23 protein-coding genes are annotated in these 18878 nt (G+C 36.5%); 13 read left to right on the top strand and 10 right to left on the bottom strand.

The features are described 5' to 3' along the window. Window positions 1-2: 2 nt before the first annotated feature. The 10 genes from ISU00_RS14890 to ISU00_RS14845 all read left to right on the top strand — a co-directional run bounded on the left by ISU00_RS14890 (window position 3) and on the right by ISU00_RS14845 (window position 6978). Window positions 3-452, top strand: a complete 450-nt coding sequence (locus ISU00_RS14890; protein ID WP_228851467.1) for a protein-disulfide reductase DsbD domain-containing protein — start codon at window positions 3-5, stop codon at window positions 450-452. Window positions 453-529: 77 nt separating this feature from the next. Continuing rightward, window positions 530-781 carry a hypothetical protein gene (locus ISU00_RS14885; RefSeq protein ID WP_228851466.1) on the top strand — a complete coding sequence of 84 codons (252 nt, stop codon included), beginning with the start codon at window positions 530-532 and terminating at the stop codon, window positions 779-781. A gap of 17 nt (window positions 782-798) precedes the next feature. Continuing rightward, window positions 799-1059, top strand: a complete 261-nt coding sequence (locus tag ISU00_RS14880) for a hypothetical protein (RefSeq protein ID WP_228851465.1) — start codon at window positions 799-801, stop codon at window positions 1057-1059. A 99-nt stretch (window positions 1060-1158) separates the two neighbouring features. Next, window positions 1159-1932, top strand: a complete 774-nt coding sequence (locus ISU00_RS14875) for a hypothetical protein (protein ID WP_228851464.1) — start codon at window positions 1159-1161, stop codon at window positions 1930-1932. A 62-nt stretch (window positions 1933-1994) separates the two neighbouring features. Next, window positions 1995-2195 (top strand): hypothetical protein, encoded by a 201-nt coding sequence (locus ISU00_RS14870; RefSeq protein ID WP_228851463.1) that lies wholly within the window; start codon window positions 1995-1997, stop codon window positions 2193-2195. 5 nt (window positions 2196-2200) lie between these two features. After that, window positions 2201-2527 carry a helix-turn-helix domain-containing protein gene (locus ISU00_RS14865; protein WP_228851462.1) on the top strand — a complete coding sequence of 109 codons (327 nt, stop codon included), beginning with the start codon at window positions 2201-2203 and terminating at the stop codon, window positions 2525-2527. 204 nt (window positions 2528-2731) lie between these two features. Beyond that, a complete protein-coding gene (locus ISU00_RS14860; RefSeq protein ID WP_228851461.1) occupies window positions 2732-5278 on the top strand; it encodes a VWA domain-containing protein in 2547 nt (848 codons plus the stop codon). Then, a complete protein-coding gene (locus tag ISU00_RS14855) occupies window positions 5269-5649 on the top strand; it encodes a hypothetical protein (protein WP_228851460.1) in 381 nt (126 codons plus the stop codon). Before ISU00_RS14860 ends, ISU00_RS14855 begins: the two co-directional genes overlap by 10 nt. Before the next feature lie 124 nt (window positions 5650-5773). Further along, window positions 5774-6292 (top strand): hypothetical protein, encoded by a 519-nt coding sequence (locus tag ISU00_RS14850; RefSeq protein WP_228851459.1) that lies wholly within the window; start codon window positions 5774-5776, stop codon window positions 6290-6292. After that, window positions 6286-6978 (top strand): nucleotidyl transferase AbiEii/AbiGii toxin family protein, encoded by a 693-nt coding sequence (locus ISU00_RS14845; protein ID WP_228851458.1) that lies wholly within the window; start codon window positions 6286-6288, stop codon window positions 6976-6978. The genes ISU00_RS14850 and ISU00_RS14845 overlap by 7 nt, the downstream gene beginning before the upstream one ends. A gap of 12 nt (window positions 6979-6990) precedes the next feature. Here the strand turns inward: ISU00_RS14845 and ISU00_RS14840 are convergent, their stop codons facing one another. Continuing rightward, complete coding sequence (locus tag ISU00_RS14840; RefSeq protein ID WP_228851457.1) at window positions 6991-7134, bottom strand: hypothetical protein; 144 nt, start codon at window positions 7132-7134, stop codon at window positions 6991-6993. Window positions 7135-7481: 347 nt separating this feature from the next. Between ISU00_RS14840 and ISU00_RS14835 the strand changes: the two genes are divergently transcribed. Beyond that, a complete protein-coding gene (locus ISU00_RS14835; RefSeq protein WP_228851456.1) occupies window positions 7482-7628 on the top strand; it encodes a hypothetical protein in 147 nt (48 codons plus the stop codon). Between the two features lie 25 nt (window positions 7629-7653). Here the strand turns inward: ISU00_RS14835 and ISU00_RS14830 are convergent, their stop codons facing one another. The 8 genes from ISU00_RS14830 to ISU00_RS14795 form a co-directional block, all read right to left on the bottom strand. After that, on the bottom strand, window positions 7654-9144 hold the full coding sequence (locus tag ISU00_RS14830) for a hypothetical protein (RefSeq protein WP_228851455.1): 1491 nt from the start codon (window positions 9142-9144) through the stop codon (window positions 7654-7656). Window positions 9145-10209: 1065 nt separating this feature from the next. Further along, window positions 10210-11469 (bottom strand): DUF3883 domain-containing protein, encoded by a 1260-nt coding sequence (locus ISU00_RS14825; protein ID WP_228851454.1) that lies wholly within the window; start codon window positions 11467-11469, stop codon window positions 10210-10212. A 13-nt stretch (window positions 11470-11482) separates the two neighbouring features. Continuing rightward, window positions 11483-12859, bottom strand: coding sequence for an ApeA N-terminal domain 1-containing protein (locus ISU00_RS14820; RefSeq protein ID WP_228851453.1), 1377 nt, complete (start codon window positions 12857-12859; stop codon window positions 11483-11485). Between the two features lie 15 nt (window positions 12860-12874). Beyond that, window positions 12875-13993: a protein kinase family protein gene (locus tag ISU00_RS14815; protein WP_228851452.1), complete on the bottom strand. Its 1119-nt coding sequence runs from the start codon at window positions 13991-13993 to the stop codon at window positions 12875-12877. Between the two features lie 206 nt (window positions 13994-14199). Beyond that, window positions 14200-14415 (bottom strand): hypothetical protein, encoded by a 216-nt coding sequence (locus ISU00_RS14810; RefSeq protein WP_228851451.1) that lies wholly within the window; start codon window positions 14413-14415, stop codon window positions 14200-14202. Then, window positions 14369-14815: a DUF5675 family protein gene (locus ISU00_RS14805; RefSeq protein WP_228851450.1), complete on the bottom strand. Its 447-nt coding sequence runs from the start codon at window positions 14813-14815 to the stop codon at window positions 14369-14371. The genes ISU00_RS14810 and ISU00_RS14805 overlap by 47 nt, the downstream gene beginning before the upstream one ends. After that, window positions 14815-15570: a hypothetical protein gene (locus tag ISU00_RS14800; protein WP_228851449.1), complete on the bottom strand. Its 756-nt coding sequence runs from the start codon at window positions 15568-15570 to the stop codon at window positions 14815-14817. The genes ISU00_RS14805 and ISU00_RS14800 overlap by 1 nt, the downstream gene beginning before the upstream one ends. 84 nt (window positions 15571-15654) lie before the next feature. Beyond that, the gene (locus tag ISU00_RS14795) at window positions 15655-16209 is read right to left on the bottom strand and encodes a hypothetical protein (RefSeq protein WP_228851448.1); all 555 of its coding nucleotides are present in this window, start codon (window positions 16207-16209) and stop codon (window positions 15655-15657) included. A gap of 134 nt (window positions 16210-16343) precedes the next feature. On the opposite strand from ISU00_RS14795, the gene ISU00_RS14790 reads away from it, so the two are divergent. After that, a complete protein-coding gene (locus ISU00_RS14790) occupies window positions 16344-16538 on the top strand; it encodes a hypothetical protein (RefSeq protein ID WP_228851447.1) in 195 nt (64 codons plus the stop codon). Between the two features lie 478 nt (window positions 16539-17016). Here the strand turns inward: ISU00_RS14790 and ISU00_RS14785 are convergent, their stop codons facing one another. Next, on the bottom strand, window positions 17017-18000 hold the full coding sequence (locus ISU00_RS14785; RefSeq protein WP_228851446.1) for a DUF4421 domain-containing protein: 984 nt from the start codon (window positions 17998-18000) through the stop codon (window positions 17017-17019). 190 nt (window positions 18001-18190) lie between these two features. Here ISU00_RS14785 and ISU00_RS14780 point away from each other — a divergent pair, with 190 nt between their 5' ends. Continuing rightward, entirely contained in the window at window positions 18191-18733 is a 543-nt protein-coding gene (locus tag ISU00_RS14780; protein ID WP_228851445.1) for a lipid-binding SYLF domain-containing protein, read from the top strand. The last annotated feature ends 145 nt before the right edge of the window (window positions 18734-18878 follow it).

Raw genomic sequence — 18878 nt, 5'->3', positions numbered from 1 at the left:
CAATGAAAAGAGTTATTCTAATACTAATGCTGGTAGCCACACCAAAGCTTTTTGCGCAAATCTACGATCCAGTAAGTTGGTCATTTAATGCCACAAAGACTGGGTCAAATACCTATGAAATTATTGCAACTGCAACCCTTGAGGGTGAATGGCATATTTACTCTCAATTTACAGACCACAATGGTCCTATCCCAACAGAATTTGTTTTTGAAACCCCTACAAATCTAAACTTGCTAGGTGCTACAATTGAAAATGGCGAACTGCATGAAAAGTTTGAAGAAGTGTTTGATGCCAACACCAAATACTTTGAAACTAAAGTGGACTTTGTCCAAAAAATCAAAATCACAGACATTCAACAGCCCATTACTGGCTATGTCTATTATATGGTCTGCAACAATGAAAGCTGCTTACCTCCAAAAGAAGTAGCGTTCAACATTAAACTGCCCAAGTAACGGGAAAACTAACTCTCTATAAGAGCCCCGTTACCAATAGGTTATACGGGGCTTTTTTAATTTATAAATGTTTTCAAATGATAAATTTAGAATCTCCTTTATTGTACAACTTGAAATTTCAAATAAAATCTACAAACCATTTACTTGAAAAGATTGGACAATTGTTGCAAGTATATGATGTAAAGGCTGTTAAGGTCCAATTGGTAAATGATTCCATTCATTCTAATAATGGATTTTTAAATCTGACCATTTTTACAGTCGAATCTAAAAAGAAATGCTTTTTATACGACCTTCAAAAATTGGTGGAACTATCAGAATTTCAAAAGTAAATTAATCTCCAACTATCATGGAAAAGCCAGAACCATTACAGCTCCATAACATAACCATCAAAGTCTTAAGTAATAATCACGTGCTTACAAAAATCCCACAATTATTGGGGGTCCACAACATAAAAACACTCAAACTCCAAGCGGATCAAGATTCCATTACTTCAAATAATGGCACGGTTCAATTGATTATTTACACCACCAAATCCAAGAAATATGCTTTAATCTTGGACTTTCTCAAACTCTTGGAGGTAAACAGTATCGAATCAAAGGACGATTAGTCAAAGCAGTTGACTATTTTGATAAATTTTCAGCAAATCAATTTGCATAATATTTAATAAATACTTAAATTTGTAAAGTATTTATATAATTTTTAATTGATGGAAGAGACTTTCCTAACAATATTTAGACAACAAGTAGACCATACGCCTTTTAAGGAAAATAGGTCCCTTTCTTTGTTAGATAAATTGTTGGAATCGAAGAAGTCTAATGCCGCCAATAAATATTTCCAAATAAAATCTAAAAAGGACATTCTGCGGTTGTGGAAATCCAATGTTAAAAAACTAGATAGACAGCAAAAACTAAGCGCTGATTATTCGTTGAAACCTTGGCTTGATCCTTCTTGGATTAATTCTCTAATTAACAAGCTAGCATGCAGTGGGCTCCAAAATAACTGGAATCTTCCCGCGGAACTGAGAAAAGATATCGATGTGGATCCAACCTCTAATCGAGGATACATAGATATACATAAGATTAATTTTTTTTCACAGGCTAATAACGCAGTCAAAGAATACGAAAGCCTAAGACGGTTAAGAGAATATGAGTTAACCAGGGCGTTTTATGATTTAAGTGACAGTTATAATTTAATATCTCAGGCTTTAATTTTTGAGGATAATGGCGACGTTGAGTTTACTTATTGGGGAGGTTTATGGTTCAGGGAATTAGGTAACGGTACCTTTAACGACTTTTTAAATTCCATTTACAAATTTGAAACTGCCTTTACCGCTTTACAAAAGGTCGTTCAATTAATAAAGAAAATCAATAAGGCAATCCTGAGGTTTGTCTTAAACAAAAAAACGTTTTTTCATAGACACCACAGTTTTCATTTTAAAAACCTAGACGATTACCACGATTCAGTTTTAAGTATAGCATAACCAATGGTGCTAACTGTTAGTTTAGCGCCGATTAACGGAATGTAGAACTTAAAATTGAAATAATGTATATAGATAAAACCGAAATTATTGAGGTGTTATCGGATATAATTGAGGCCAACCAACTGCCGCCCGATCAGATTGAAAAAGCTATTTGGGCGAAGGTTGAATTACAAAAAGCAGTTACCATCGAAGACATCATTAAGGTGGTTTTTATTTTGGCACAATTTATCGCACCGATCCTCAATATGATAGATATAATATAACACATATGACTTTAGGAGACATTATCGGTACCATTCTTAAAAAGAAAAGGATTACCCAGTTAGAGTTAGCAGCACAAATTGGCAAATCTCCAACTGCAGTATCCCAAATTATAAATGGAACCTATCATCCCTCCCCTGATACCCTGGAAAAAATTTGTGAGGTTATTGAAATACCTCCAGCTATATTACATTTTCTTACAGTATCAGAGGAGGATGTCCCTTTAGAAAAAAGAGAATTATACCGCTTATTGGCGCCTAGCCTAAAAAACATCATCGCCCAAATTTTTGGGGCGGAAACAGCTTCCATGTTTAAAGAACCGAAGCAAGTATAAAGCGCTAATTTTCAATGGAAAAAGATAATTTATCCACGCTTTTTTTTACTATCTTTATAAAACTCTCCTGAGATCTTTTTATTGCAATTTGGGCAATGCGCAGCGATAGCTGCGCTAAACATATATTCTTCTTAAGTTAATTTCCGAGTTGACCTAACGGACTTTTTAAGTCCAAGGCTTTGTAATTAACTAAAATATTCAATCATGTCACACAACATTGGCCGACTGATTACCATTACTCCTATTGGTATTGGGCCAAACCATCCGATCAACTCCATTAATTATGACCACCCCCAGGAACCTGGACAGCCCTCTCGTTTTGTTATCCTTCATTTTAACAATGCCTCCTTCCCTGCCAACAACCGTTTAGAGGTAAATCTAGGTTATGGAAAAGACGTTTTTAACAGTGCTTCAGGTAGCGAATTCTGGACCAGACCAATCAATGTAAACGCACTCCCGTCAGGAAACATTCCCATAAACTACATCCAAGATGGAGCGGCAACGGGTGGGGTTCAACTTGTTGGTTTCGGACGTGCACACCGAATTCATGAAGGTGCCAATCCCTGCACCTTTACCAACTGCGACATTTTTTTACATACCAATCCTTATGTAGAACCGGTTTACGATACGTATTGGATTTGTGGAGCCAATGCAACAACCTGTTTTTCCGATCCCAAATGGAAGAATGCTGCTACCCTCCCAAATGACTTAAGAGATGCCGCACGCAAAGCTGCTTGTATGATCATTTCGGCCCATGGCGATCACCTATCTACCTGTTCCGCTACCTTAATTGCAGACGATCTCGTCTTCTCTGCAGGTCATTGTCTGGCAATTTCTGGCACCAATTCCCCAGCCGATCTATCTGGAGCCTTATCTGCCTCCGTAGTTCTTGGGTACCAAACGGACGCCTCTGGCAATAAACCCGCAACCTACGAACCAAAGATATTTAAGGTATTGGAAGTTGTGGAATACAATTTTACCACAGATGGTAAAGATTATTTAATCCTTCGTATCGATATCTCAAATGGTACCTCAGGAATTTCACCCCTACCCATGAGGACAGATCTTCCCGCCCCAGGAGAAGAATTGTTTGCCATACACCATCCCAACGGTGCGGTTAAAAAAGCCTCGCCTAAAACAGGTGACTTTTTTAGTGTGCTTTCCGTGTCAACCAATAGCATACGGATAAGTATCGATGTTGCCGGTGGTAGTTCAGGTTCAGGCCTATATGATAAACTTGGTAATGTTGTAGGAACTCTATCTGCTGGTGGAAGAAGGGATAATCTTGGTAATTGTAGTAGTACCCTCTCCTATTTTCCTACGGCTACCTTGTTAAAAATAATTGGTACCACGCCCCCTCCTCCAACTGTTAATAGAGACGTAATGATTGTCATTGACCGTTCAGGTTCTATGGCACAAATTACCCAAACGGGTAGAACAAAAATTGAGGAGGCTAGAGATGCTGCTTCCCTGTTTATTTCAATGGTTCAACAAGGTGGAGGTAATCGTACCGGACTGGTATCCTTCGCAAATGCACCAAATTTAGATCATGGTCTTGCACCCAATAACAATGCTAATAAAAATACCCTTATCGGTCCCGCGCCATATTCAGGGGGAATCGTTGGTGGACTCATTCCTAATGGCACCACCACTATAGGCGGTGGCTTGTCAACCGCCATTAGTCAATTCAGTGGCAGTGCTACCAAAGATGAAGTTATCCTACTGCTTACCGATGGTATGCAAAACACTCCTCCCATGATTGAGGATGTGGAAGCTTCCTTTGGCAACCGCAGGTTCTGCATTGTAGGTTATGGAGATGCATCCAATTTAGACGGACCTACGCTTGCGCGTCTGGCAATTCTTCATGATGGCAGTTACACCGTGGCACAAGACGAATTAACGCTGAAAAAATTCTTTGCGAGTTGCTTTGGGAATATTTTCGAATCGGGTTTCCTTATGGATCCAGATTTCCACTTGCCTCGTACCACAAATAAGGCTAAACCTATGCCATTTAATATTTGTGGCGAAGAGTCAGCAACCATCGTAGTGGGTTGGGATAGGGTCGATAGCCAACTTACATTTAATATTTCAACACCTAATGGTAATACTATATCACTCTCCCATGCGAATGTCATAACCGATAGGGGTAAAACCTGGGTTTATGCACGTCTTACTTTACCTATCGATGGTGAGCAAGACGGTCTCTGGCAGGTCAATGTGTTTAGGCCAAGTCAAGGAGAGTTTACGCCTGCCCCCCATAACCTAAATTATTTTGTAAATGTTATAGCTAAAGGTGGTCCAAAATTGCATGTGCTTTCTCAAAAGAAATTCAGCTATACTGGCAATTCTTATAACCCATTAGTACGTTTGTCTTATGATACCAATGTAAGCCCAAGCCATGCTTCTGTAGAGTTATTTGTTAAAAGGCCATTACAAAGTACAGGTAACATTTTGGTTAATAAAGGCATGCAATCTACCTTACAAATAGATGGGGATACCATACCGCCAATCTATGCGAGCCTAATTAAAATTAAGGACGACCAAGCGGGTAAGTTGGTTGACTATGAAACCCTTAATTTTAAATTGTTTGATGACGGTGTGCACGAAGATGGTTCCATGGGTCCAGACGGCATTTTCGGCAATCCTATTAAAGACTTATTCAACGCTCAGGGTCTATTTCATTCAGGGCGGTTGCAACCTATGGCCATCATTGTAAAGCCACTCGGGAAGCGGTGTGGTCAATGTATGTAGATGTAAAAATAGATCCAGGCAAATCAGACATATCCTATACAGACCTTGGACAAAACCGATGGAAAGTTACATTGATTCCTAAAGATGCTTTTGGTAATCATTTTGGTCCGGGTAGAGCCAATGAATTAGATATTAAAGGAAATGCTGAAACCGAGTTAACCTCATCTATTTCAGATAATTTAGACGGTAGTTACACCTTTGAGGTGTCCTCCGAAAAAACTCCAGAAATAGTGGTGAATCAACCAGGTACAGAACCAACCGTCTGGTGTAAACCATGCCATGAAAAAGACACCAACAAATTTAATAATTGGTTGTTGTGGTTGCTGATTTTGCTTATTATCATCCTGTTTTTATTAGTTTTATTTACATAATTTTAAAAACTTAATCTACCTTATATCAAAAATATCGCATATCGCAATATGCGATATTTTTATGTAAAGCCTTTCTATTATTGATATTAATTCATATTATTGCATATCGCGATATAAAATAACTATGGGTAATAAAAGCGCACAACAGATGAAACCTCAAGATATAGTTCTGCTATCTAAGCTCATAGCTCTAGAAAGTCCAGACTATACCCAAATGGAATTGGCACAAACCCTCTACATGAGCCAATCAGAAATAAGCAGTTCCATCGCCAGATCGTCCTATGCAGGTTTACTTATCAATAAGGGCACTGAGGTAAATCGTAGAGTGTTTTTCGATTTTATACAGTATGGCTTGCATGTGGTTTTTCCTCAAAATCCTGGCCCGGTGGTCAGAGGTACCTTAACCGCACATAGTGCACCACCGTTAACGAATGAAATTCTAAGTGAGGAATACTACGTATGGCCGTATGCCAAAGGAAGAGCCCGTGGACAAAGCATTTTACCCCTATATCCTACCGTACCTCAAGCGGTTGAATTAGACCCAGTGTTATATGAAATTTTAGCGTTGCTGGATGCTGTTCGCGTAGGTTGGGCTAGAGAAAAAAACCTTGCATTAAGAATGTTGGAACAACGTATATGCTAAAGAACACCCTCATAAATATTAAAGCAACTAAAAAGGTCGCGGCCGCTTTAGGAGACTTAAACGACGAGGTAGTATATGTGGGCGGCGCAATGGTAAGTCTCTATATAGATGATCCTGCAGCAGAGGATATCCGTCCTACCAAAGACATAGATCTTACCTTTCAATTAGCCTCATTTGCCAAACTAGAGGAGTTACGCGAAGCCTTAGTGGCTCGTGGGTTTACACAAAATGCAGACGACCCGGTAAACTGTAGATTTAGGTACGAAGATCTTTTCGTGGATGTCATGTCAACCGAAGGTGTTGGTTGGGCTCCCTCCAACCCTTGGTTTAAAATGGGGTTCGAAAAAGCGATTACTAAAAAACTAGATGAGGTAACCATTAAAATATTACCACTCTCCTACTTCCTTGCCACAAAAATGGTTGCCTTTTACGACCGAGGCATTAAAGATATCTATGCCAGCCATGACCTGGAAGACATTACGTATCTTTTAAATTATACCAGTGATATAGACACGCAAATAATGCAAACAGATGTAGAGGTAAAAGATTATTTAATCGAAAAGCTAACGGAGTTTTTAAATAATAAATCCATTTCTGCGGCCATGCAAGGTTGTTTACACTACAGCGAAGTGGAGGAGCGCATGGAAATCATACAGCAACGCATAAAAAATGTAATTGGCAGTTAGCGCAAACTTTTCTCATAGGTAAATGTACCTGTAGGCTTCCTCAGCCATACTTTGATTTATGAAATCTGCAATTTCCTTGTAGACACCATCACCATGTTTAGAATTTATGTCAAAAAATGGTATTAAGACCGAAAACGCAGTGATGTTAGGAGACAAAAAAAAAATAATTATTAAATAGTTTTTACCGTAGTTGAACAAAATTTGTAATCACTAAATAAAGAACTTAATTAGATCAATCATAACAAAATCCGCTCAAAAATGAGGGTTTTTTCTTAATCTTTCCCGATAGCGAATACGCAAGAGAACGAATGCTGCTAAACTATGGAGACAAATACCAGCCAGTTAAAAAGTATTGTGTTAATCTAAGTGAAATGAAAGCTGCCAGACAGCGCGATGGTTTAGCAGGCCATCGGAAATGGTAAGCCAGAATTAAAGGCACCTATAGGGATTTTTCAGAATCCAGGGCCCTGGTCGATGGTGAAATATTAAACCAAGAATTCACGATGATTATTACTATTAGAGATACAAAAGCCCAACATCAAGTATATAACGAAGTTTCACGCCTATTGGCCGAAAGAAACTTTCTACATTCAAACATCAAACTACGGGAGGAAATAAGGGTAAATATCGACCAACAGAAGAATGCATAAAAGGGCTCCTTAGAGCCCTTGTTCACTATCTAAAGTTAATAGGTATCCCAACTCCAAATCCAATTCTAAGATCATTATCAGGCTTGTTAGGAGATAATCCTAAATCCGTACGATCCATAAAAATCCGCGCTACCAAAAAAGTGGCATCCTTCTCCTTAGATTTAAATGTGTAGAGTATTCCCAATCGAAGCGGCAACAAATCAATATCGTCAACTCCAGTTTCATCACCAAACGAAATATTTTCGTACTTAATCTCACCAAAAACCCCAAACTTTTGCTTAAAAAACAAAGCATAGGCATCGGCAAATAACCCATATTTAAATCCATAGACATAAGGTGTTTCTCCCGAATAAGCTTTCTTGGTATCTTTTAATTCAATGCTGTTGCCATTTACATCTTCACCAATTACTGAAACAGTTTCAAGTTCCTTTTGGGTCAATTTTGAAAAATTGGTACCTCTGCCAGCAAACCCTCCAATCTTAATATAGCCATTATTTGGTACCCATTTCCATCCTTTAGGTCCCTTTAAATAATAATAGTTAAAAGAAGCTTTCAATCCGTAATTATCTCTGCGCTCCTCTTGAAACATCTTACCAAAACTAAGAGTATTATCAAAATGAAATAAGTTGAGGCTTTCACGTTCATAATAACCTTCAAAAGAAAGGTAATTTAGATGCGTTCCCATGGCCGAAGGATTTGTATAAGTGCGTTCTAACCCAAACAATTCCTTTTCTAGATCCTTCAATATATAAGTTTCTTTGGCTTTAAAATCGGTTAATACCTTTTCCAAGTCATACATAGAACTCTCTATGGTTTTGATGGTTTGGTCATGATCTACTATTTCTAGGGGTCCAAGATTACCATTTTTCAAATAGGCTTTTATATCCACCCCTTTAGCCTGGTCTGGTTGAAGAATATCAAATTTGGGCAAAGCGGGGGTTATTAAATTATACTGCTTTTTTAAGGTATCCAAAGTCGACTTAACTTTGGCGTTTTCCTTGTACAAATTATAAGAATCAAGGATAGTTTTTAAATAGTGATAATGTAGTTCCGTTCTCCAAAGTTTATTGTAGATAGAAACCATCAGGAGTTTTCTATCCTGCTCATCCCTTTTTACAAAACTGCTTACATTTTTTCCAAACAATACATGGTAAACCAAACTAATGCTCGCTTGGCTTCCACCCTTTTCCTCATCAAAAAAATAGAATCCTTCTTTTGCTTTAAATGTAGCTTCAGCAGTTAAAAGGCTTTTTGGAGAGTTTAAAAGAAGTCCATTAAATTTTAGGTCGGTCTTTTCCTTATTGAGTTCAAATCCAAAACCAGTTTGAAGGTTCCCTTTACCCAATATTAGGAAGGAAAGTTGGTCAATAAGATACTTATCGAAGGCCCCGGGTGTAAAAGGAACCTTGCTGTCAGTTATCTTGGAGATTGTATCTGGGGGTGATTGTGCAATTAAATCTCCTGTAAATAAGCTAAGCGTAATAGTAAAAACAAGGGTGCAATAAAAATGTTTCATAATAAAAAATTAGGTTTAATTAAATACAAATAATGACAGTGTTAGATGCGTTTATAAGCATTTAAACATTAAAAAATTTTAATAAAATGTGCTGATTATCTTGTAATTAGGAAGGGTTTTAAAGATAAATATTTTTTTTACATAACTTCAAAAGTTTAGATTCAAAAAACAGGTTATAAGGTGTTCGTAAGTCATCTCCTTTTGTTCCACAAACCATAGCTGCAAGTTGGGTCAAAAATCAAATCCATATCACATTTACAAAACTTGCACATACCCCTACAATGGGTGCTGCGGTGTCACCTCCTCGCACACCATTTCCGGTTGTTTTGTTTCACACAGTCGTTTCCCTCCTCACCCACAGCTACTGTTACCCCCAAGCCATAAATGGCTTTCCCCATAAATGTTGGCTTCGCCTCTTAATAGCGGGGGTAACCGCTGTTTCATAATTTTGCTCGCCTGCGGGTCGCTTCAGGCTGGGGGCGTCACAGTTTTTGCTTATACGCCACCTAAAATCGTTGTGCCTTTCCTTTCTCCTCCTATCCTACTTAAATTTACTTTTAAGGATAAGTTTATTGGAACAACCATTTTTTTAGATTCCTCACAAGAGTGTATACTACAAACCACTCCTTTATTTTTAGAATCGCCCTCCAATCATCTTTTAACAAACCCAAACACTCAAACTAGTCTACACACTTGTGTTTTAGCCTTTGGTGCAAAAACACGGCTATCGCCTTGCGCCACCCCCGCGTTTCACGTAGCTGTGGTAAACGCTCCACGTTAACAACCACACCACCTTTGCTCCGCTCGCAGGGCCTCGCGAGGCCCGCTCACTAAATCCTGCTATTTTTTGAAAAAGACATCTAAAGTAGTTGGCTTCCCTAGTCCAGCCCTCACGGCAATAAAGTTCAAGCCTCTGGTTTTGAAAAAATTTTCTAATCCATCGACCCCTCCCTATGGGAAATTTTTTCCAATAAACTTGACAGCCTTCTGCGCCAGCAATCAAAAGATTGTCTTTTGTCAAAAAAATAGTAGTTGCAATCCACCTTCATCCTTACTGGTTTATTCCTATGTTTCCCGCCCCAATCCATGGTTGTTTATTTGAACCCTATAATTAACGGGTGTCAAGTGCACATGCTCATGTTCTGGATTAAATGGATTTGCCAGTTTCCAAACTTTGGGATTCTTAGACAAAATATCATATACCACATACACGAAGTAATTGTTAAGCTTTTTGGCCTTAATCAATTCATTGGATGATAGATAGAAATTTGCCATACCCAGTTTATTGGAGGTGGTCTTTACCTCAATGCACAACCCCTCACCTTGTTCATTATAGGATCTAACATCATAGCCAACAGCATCACTTGTAATTTTTTCAACCTTGTCAGCCAAATGTTTTAAACCTAAGGCCTCCAATCGTTTTTTCTCCATATCAATGACAAGTTTCTCTCCTCTATCACCTAATTTCTTAAGCCACCTAGCCTCCTTCTCATAATCCGGATTTTCTTTAGGCAATCCCCTCGGTTCCCTTCTATTGGATGGTACTTGTAAAGGTGCAATAGCGAGATCCACAAATTCTGGCTTTGGTTGCCACGGAAAATCAATTACCCCATGTAAATTTCGATTTGGTACCAACTTGCCATCCTTCATCACCGGAGCTCCAGGATAGACCCTATATAGGAAATAAGCAAAATTATCGGTACTCCATTCTTTCATAATTTCATCACGGTTTTTAAAATCCAATAAAGCCTCCCGTTTTATGATAGGGTCAGAATAATAGAGTTTCTCAGTATCTAAATTCAATTGCACCAAATAATACTGTAAATGGTCATCAGAAAAGACATTCAAATACCGTTCAGGATAATAGGTGCTCAGAATTTTCCCCTTAAACATGTCTGAATGTGGATTTTTAACTAAAGTCTCCAAATCGCCATCTTTTCCTGCTATAATCAAATCCAATAAAGACTGTTTTATTGCATCAAAAGCCTCTTCCGTATTCGTCCCAAACTTTTTAGTATACCGGTATTTAATTTCTGGATCACTTTTGGTTCTCCCATAATACAAACCAAATTTTGCCGAGGTAGATCCAATGATTCTGCCTAAAACATCCAATTTGCGTTCAAGTGTATAACAAAAGTTATATCCTTTGTCCGGCTGCTCATTGCCAATGGCATAATGAAATTTGTCCATGTCCCGTATTCGATCTTCTGTATAATAAGCTACAAATCGTTTCCTTAGTTCATGGGCTTCCTTCCTATTGTTTGTAACCGTAGAAATTTGTTTAAGAAAGGCCGCCTGTGCGTCGCGTAAGTCTTCTAAATTCATGATATTGTTACTATTATTTAGTATCAGGAATAATTAAATGATCCTGCAATCCTTTTTCTATTATATGTTTTTCTATTCCTAATTCTGTAAGCAAAGCCGATATAATTATTCCTCTTAATTTTCTAGTTGTTATCAATAATTTTAAACCGTCTTCAGCACGTTTCTTGCTTTCCTCTGAAAAATGGGTATAATAGTTCCTGCTTGCAGTCACCCTATGTCCAAAATTTTTAGCCTTTTTAATATGTTGTTGTATATAGGAATTGGTATAAGTTTCAATGACTTCATAAATGCGCTGGGATAAAAAGGGGTCATTATGGCGAAGAATATTTCGTAACCAATTCTCATTTTCAGGATCATCTTTGAGGTCCACTTTTGTTAAAATATTACTCACCAATGCCTGATGTTTTTCTATTGGTATTCTGGTAGAATTAAATAAATAGCCATGCAATTTCTCAATAGCTCTGGCACATTCCATGAATTTATGGTATTTGAAATAACCTCTATTGTTAAAATGGTCTAGAACTAGATCAAAAATTTCAGGCATTTCCTGATTCATAGAATACCATTTTTGTATAAGCCCTGGAAAGCCTGAAGAAACGGAGGAATAATCTAAAAAAAATGTTTTTGGAGTTTTTCTGGAATGAGCAGGATTAAATAGTCGGTCCTTAAAAAAACATCCAATTGGTTTTTCTACTGCTGTAGTTGTCGGGCCCATAAACTCCTCCTTATAATCAGGATCCATAAACTGTATAGAAGTGGGGTAGCTTTGCTCAAAGGACATCAATGTCACAAATTTTGTAAGAACATCAATATCCTTAAGTATCTCAAGAAATTTGGTTTTTTGGGTGTAATTAAATGTAATTCTTAACGATTCCCGAATCTCTGTTGAGTTTGTTCTTAGGGAAGTTGAAAGTGAATTTCCAAATGAAATTTCCCCATTAAGATCGCTTTTCAGTATAAATGAAATCGCTGGCATTCGCTCATAACCTAAACTAAAATGTTGATTCGGCGCGGAAAATTCAAAAGATCGACCAGAAATGGAAAACCAATTGTAAAAATTAAAAAGATCAAAACTAACTTTCCTAAAATGGAGGCTGTGGATGGTATTAAAATAAACCCCTTTAAAAATATGGGTTGGCTCATAGTTCACAAAAAGCAGCCCATTCGTTGTATTCTGATTGATTGGATAACAGTTGACTAAGGTAATTTTACCTTTCTCGGTCAATCCAAGTATTATCTCAACTGTCGAATTATCTGAAAACTCCCGGCTTAAACTTCCATAAAGCTCCAAAAGAATTGGTTCTCCGGGACTGAATCTAAGTAATCCCGAAATGGTATCGTTACTTCCAGGTAAAAACCATTGACCTTTTAGTTGAAAGGGTTGTATCATTCTTTTATTTAGAAATTAAAATGGTAAATCGTCATCATAATCTGGTATACGCTCTATTTTGTCTATCCGCTGCCATAAATGATTCAAAACGATCTTTTTTCTTTCAATAGATAAACCAGAAAAGAATGCAATAAATTTTTTAAGGTATGAAACATGAAACTTATAGGAGGTTGTGTACCTATATTTACCATTTACGAAACAGTTAGTAAGTTTATTTGGATTTTGGATATAAGTCTCCAATAAAGAAACATTATAAAGATCTTGTAGACGTTTTAAAATAGTAGGTATATCATCTCTGTAAACGGCACCCTCATAAATACCTCCAAAAATCTTTTCTAATCCTGAGGCAAAATTGTCATATATAGATTTTTCATCGTTGGTAAATTCTATAGAGGACTCTCCTTTTTCAATCATGGACCTTTTCAAATCAAAAAAGGAGGATATTCTGTCTTCCTTCCTTTTAATGGTCATTTGTTTAAGAACATTATCAAATGCAAAATCCTGTAGATTGTAGTCTTGAATAATCTCATGAAATAGCATTCCTAAGAAATACACTTCAGTGCTAAAATCATAAGTTGTAGCCTTAAAATCTTTTGGTAACGAATAACGCCAGTTTAGAGAAATGCTTTTATCAAAATCCTTGTCAAATTCTATTTTTTTACCAAATCCGAAATCAATTATTTTTACAATTCCATCATTGTTAACCAAGATATTTTCAGGTCGGATATCTCTGTGTAAAATTTTATTCTTTTCTAAATGCAAAAAACCGTCGACGGTCTGTTCAAACACTGAATTGAGCTTATCAGGGTTCTCCTCTAGGTAGTTATCTATGGAGCATCCTTTTATATATTCCATTAATATATAACCAGTGAATTCCTCGGGATATAAATAATAATTAAAAACCCTAACCACATTAGGATGATATAACAGATGCAACAGTTTAATTTCTTCCTTAAAATTGTCAAAAAACAAAGTTTTAGTCTCTGGGTAATAAGGTGAATATTTTTTACAAACAAAACGTTCATTGATGATTTCATCCTCTAATAAAACGGTTCTTCCGGTTCCACCCTGCCCAACTTCTTCTATAAATTTAAAATCCTTAGATCGTAGAAACTTAATGATCTTCTGCTCCATCGTAATGGTAGTAAATGTTTAGTTATACGTTACGAAAGGCCATTGGCAAATGGTTTAATTCAAACAATTCAAAAGGCCGTATTTTAGGGAGAGATATTATAAGGACGTAATTTAAACATTAAACCCTCCCTATAAAAATGAAAAACCTGAAATTATACATAAATAATTCCAGGTTTAACTTTAAACCCAAGCTTTGGGCTATTATCTTAATTCTTAGGCTGGTCACTCACAACCGCCTGACTTACAGCCGTAGCAACGGTTCCAGCCACCGTCATGTAGGTAGCAATGGTCACAACAATTCCTGGTAATGCAATGGGCGCTGCTATAATTGCTCCGCCTGCTGTGGCTAAGGCAATTCCAATATTACGTAAGGTTTTAAAAAATCTTGGTGTTGGGTGCGTAAAGCGTTCTAATAGTGTCATAATTGGTAGATAAAATGGTTAATGAAACAGTAATTTTCTCTTCAAAAGCCTGGTGGCTTATTGATAATATGCGTTGTAACATCTCTTTGGATTGCAAACCTTTGCCAATGCCGTTCAAAATGTGTACTGGTGCAATACAGCCGCGTAAATCTTGTTTTGCATTATTTGCAGCATGAAGAAGGATAAAATTTCGTCCAGGCACATCTCTTACCAATAGATGGTTTCCAAACTTGCTAGAGAATCTAGGGAACAATTCATACCTGCCCTCTGGGACACAAGAAATATTCTTACGATTTCCTTCCCACGGAAGTTCTATGGTAAAACAAATAAAGTTGCCATTGCAAAAGAGGGTACCATTGGTACCCCCTGCGAAATAATCCCTAAAAAGTATAAATTCCATTATACCTGGTCAATCAACACCACGGCCAGGGCATTATAAGCTCCATTTTTCAATGGATACATCTGCCCATTTACTTCTTGATAAAACTCCACTCCTAATACTTGAATAACCGGTAATCCGGAATTCGGCGTAATTGAAGCAGATAGAGAAATAGCTGCAGTATCAGGTGCAGAGTATGGTAAAATTGCTGTTCCGTCCGTTTCAAAATTGGAAGATTCATTGTCAAAATCCAATTCAGCAACTCCAGATACCAACTTAAAATGGGTTGTGCCTAATGGAGCTGCAATTCTAACGGTGGGTGAAAAAGGATCCATTGACACGGTAGCTGCTCCAGAAACTCTGTTATAGGCATTTTGGAAAGAGGCATAAAGGGTTGCACCCAATTTACCATTTAAATTAAAATCAAACCCTTCTAAGAGGATTAAGTCCCCATCTTGAACTGTACGGTCTCCCCTTTCATTAATTTCGTCAGTTTTGGTAACTGCCACTAGGGTTTTGGTAAGTCTACTAACAACACGTTTATCCTTAGCGTTTTGGAGAAGAATTCTAATAGCATTTCGAATTACTTTACCAGCTTTTCCGGCTCGTCCAAATTCATACCCATTTTCACGGGTCCTTTGGAAGTTTGGATCATTTGCAATTCGTTCAGCTTCTACGCCGCCCTTAGCGCGAGCCAAATGTCCATCAGTACTTTTGTAAAATGAAATATCACCAATCGTACCTCTTAATTTGATGATACCCGTCTGTCTTGCCATAATAAATAGTTTATTGTTTGGGCAAAACAAACATTTATAGTCCATGAAATTTTTAAAGGAGTCGTTTCAAGCCGATATTTCCTATTATTCCACTGGCGGCACCTCTCTTCTTTTAGGAGCCTCCTTAATTACTTCTTTGGGAAGAATCGCTTTTAATAATACAACAAGTTCATTCTTTGTGTCTATAAACTCCTGAAGCAAATCATGGGCATTTTTCGTTTCAAGTTTCCCATTACTATTCATAACCGAAATAACACTTTCTGCTTCAGTCGTGATTTCCCTAGACTTATCAGAATTTACTTCTCCTAAAATAATTCTAATATTTCCATGAATTCTGGAATGTGAAAACCCATTTCGGATATTAGTAAGTCTTCTAATTTTATCAAGGATTTTATTATCTACCCCGTAATTAGCTATAATCTTTACCTTAGCCCCAATTGTAACTATAGAGCTGTTTAGAAATACTTTTTTAAAAGTGTCGGGCTTAGAAGGCTTTACAAAATCCAATATCAGATCATCTATTAAATCTTCAACATTTAAAAATTGCTCGATTATATGCCCGTGGACTTCTGCGGTATTCCATTCTCTAATATTTTTTTTCCTTAGGATATCGAACAGCTTTTCATTTTTTGGTGACATGGGATAATCAAATTTTTAGAACAAGTCAAAAATAATAATAACCAATAATTTGGTATTTAAATCATAGAATAAAGGTATAAGTTTATAAATTTACTTAATAGTTAACTTAAGTAAAAAGCCTAGATAAAGTATAGATGGAGGTAGTGAGAGCTTGTATTTATCCCAAAGACATTCAACTCATTACAGGTAAGAGTGAGCGTTATGGTCGTCAACTCTTAACCAAAATTAAATCACACTTCAATAAGGAACAACATCAATACATCACCCTTGAGGAATTCAGTGAATATTCTGGCATCGATTTAGAAACCATCAAACGATATATTAATTAGATTCTACTATTAAATATCCTCTCAATTAATTAAATTTATATGGTTTTGTAATTCACCTTATTTCAAAGGGGGTATAAAATCAAAGCTAAAGCAAAGCCAAATCATTTAGGGTTACCAAATCGGTTACCAGAACAAAATGAAGTTCTTTAAAACACTGATAATCAATAATTAAAATATGAAGGTTGGCATCCTGCCACCCCGACCAATTAAAACCCAACACGAAAGTGTTGGGTTTTTTTTATGTCCATCCCTAATCGAAGTTTCAATGGTTAAGGGGATAAAAAAAGAACCCTGAAAAGCGTCGCGTTTTGGGGGTTGATTGAGCAACATCCCCAAATCAGGATCACCGAACAAAGAGAGGTAATCCTGCCACCCGACTTAATATTTTTTGTTTTTAATACTGCAGAAATATAAAATCTAAAAGATTCTCAATGAGTTAACGATATAAAGACAGTTAGATTTCGTTAAAATTTATTTCTTATAAATTTACTTTATCCTTTAGTTCCTCAGTTTTCTTCACCATTTTTTTGGAGGCCTTGAATCTATAACCGGCATAAATCTGAAATTTAGGTATGTTGTCTTCAGTATAGGTTGTTCTATCTGTATTATGGTTCAAAATCAAATAATTAAAGTGAGATCCCACAAAGAAATCTCCAATATCATAATTTACCGCCAATGAGAAATTTAATTCAGTTAATAAGGAAGTTAGATCCTCGTCGTCTGAACTTGAATGATTCATACCCAAACCAGCGCCCCCACCAGCAGATAGCAGTAGATTTCTTACGGGAACAAAGTTGTAATAATAGGCTGCGTTTAATGCAACATCAAAAGATTTTAATTCTCCAGTTACGCTTTCTTCAGAGTTGTCTGCCCTTAATTTTATTTTGGAATAATAGTAATAGACCCCTGGGATAAAGGAGCCTGCACTTTTAAGTTGTTTTTGTGATTGGTTATAAATGGATCGATAAGAAAAATTTTCATTAAAGATGTAAGAAGTTGAACCTCCTATTTTGAAAGCAGCGGTTTTCGGCAAATAAACTTCAAAATTCAAATCATTATCCTTCTCAGTTAGGTAAAATCCTTTTTCATGATTATAGTAGAGTTCTTGCATCCATTTTCCAAGGAAAAGTCTAAAATCTAAATTGAATAACTTAGAATCCTCATTGTCCTCATTTTCTGCCATAAAGTTAGGGGCAAATGAATAGGAAAGAGATAAAAAATCGTAAGCTATACTTGCTCCTATCCTATTTTGTTTATTTGGTTCCAGATCAAATGATAGATTGGAATTACGGTCACTAAATACATAGGAATTATAAGTGTTTACATAAAACAATTTTGCAGTAATACGATTTTTAAAAGTTTCCACAAATTCATTAGCATCTGAATATTCCACATTCTCTTCTTGAGAATAGGAAGTAAAATAAGCAAGACAAATAAGGCAAAGTGGTAAATAATGTTTCATCTGATTTATTGAATATTGATACTGTTTTAAAATATAAGTTGTTTATTCCCAATGATTAAGCCGTTAAGGATTTATTATTGATCTAACGTTATTTGAGCATAAAAATAAGGGGAATAGGTTAATTCTATTACATTAAAAGTGGAGATTTTTTAATAACTTGAAAGACTATTAATCAAACATTACAACTATTATGAAACACTTAAAAAACATGGTTGCTCTTCTTATGGTATTGACACTTACAATACCAGTAATGGGACAGAGCAAAAAAGACAAAAAAGTTATTAAAGATGCAGATAAGGCAGTCCAAACTTTGCTAAAAGTAAATCCAAATATGCGTCATTATTTTGATAAATCTGCCGGTTGTGTCATTTTTCCAAATGTTGGTAAAGGCGGATTTATCGTTGGTGGCGCTTCCGGAAATGGAGTTCTATATCAATATGGAGTTAAAAAAGGAATGGCCCATTTGGCTGAATTAAATATTGGTCTAGAATTAGGAGGTGAAGCCCTTATTGAAATCATCTTTTTTGAAACTTTGGATGAGGTTAACAAATTTAAAGAAGGAAAATTTCAATTTGATGCCGGAATAACCGCTACTGCAATAAAATCTGGTATTAGTTATGATGCAAAGTATAAAGATGGTGTCGCTGTGTTTACCCATGCGAAAGGCGGTTTAATGGCTGAAGCTTCGGTTGGAGGTCAAAAATTTAAATACAAACCATTTGATGAGATGTAGTTTAATATTTTCACATTAAAAAATGCCACCAAATTGGTGGCATTTTTATTTTTTTCAAAATTGAAATATGGGGATCTGCTACCTATCTTTTCTGTAAAATGACTATTTTTCGACCTGGACGATGATATTGCTTAATTAACTAGAT

The sequence above is a fragment of the Aegicerativicinus sediminis genome (assembly GCF_015476115.1).
Taxonomy (GTDB): Bacteria; Bacteroidota; Bacteroidia; order Flavobacteriales; family Flavobacteriaceae; genus Aegicerativicinus; species Aegicerativicinus sediminis.
This window is presented reverse-complemented; position numbering and strand designations above follow the sequence as displayed.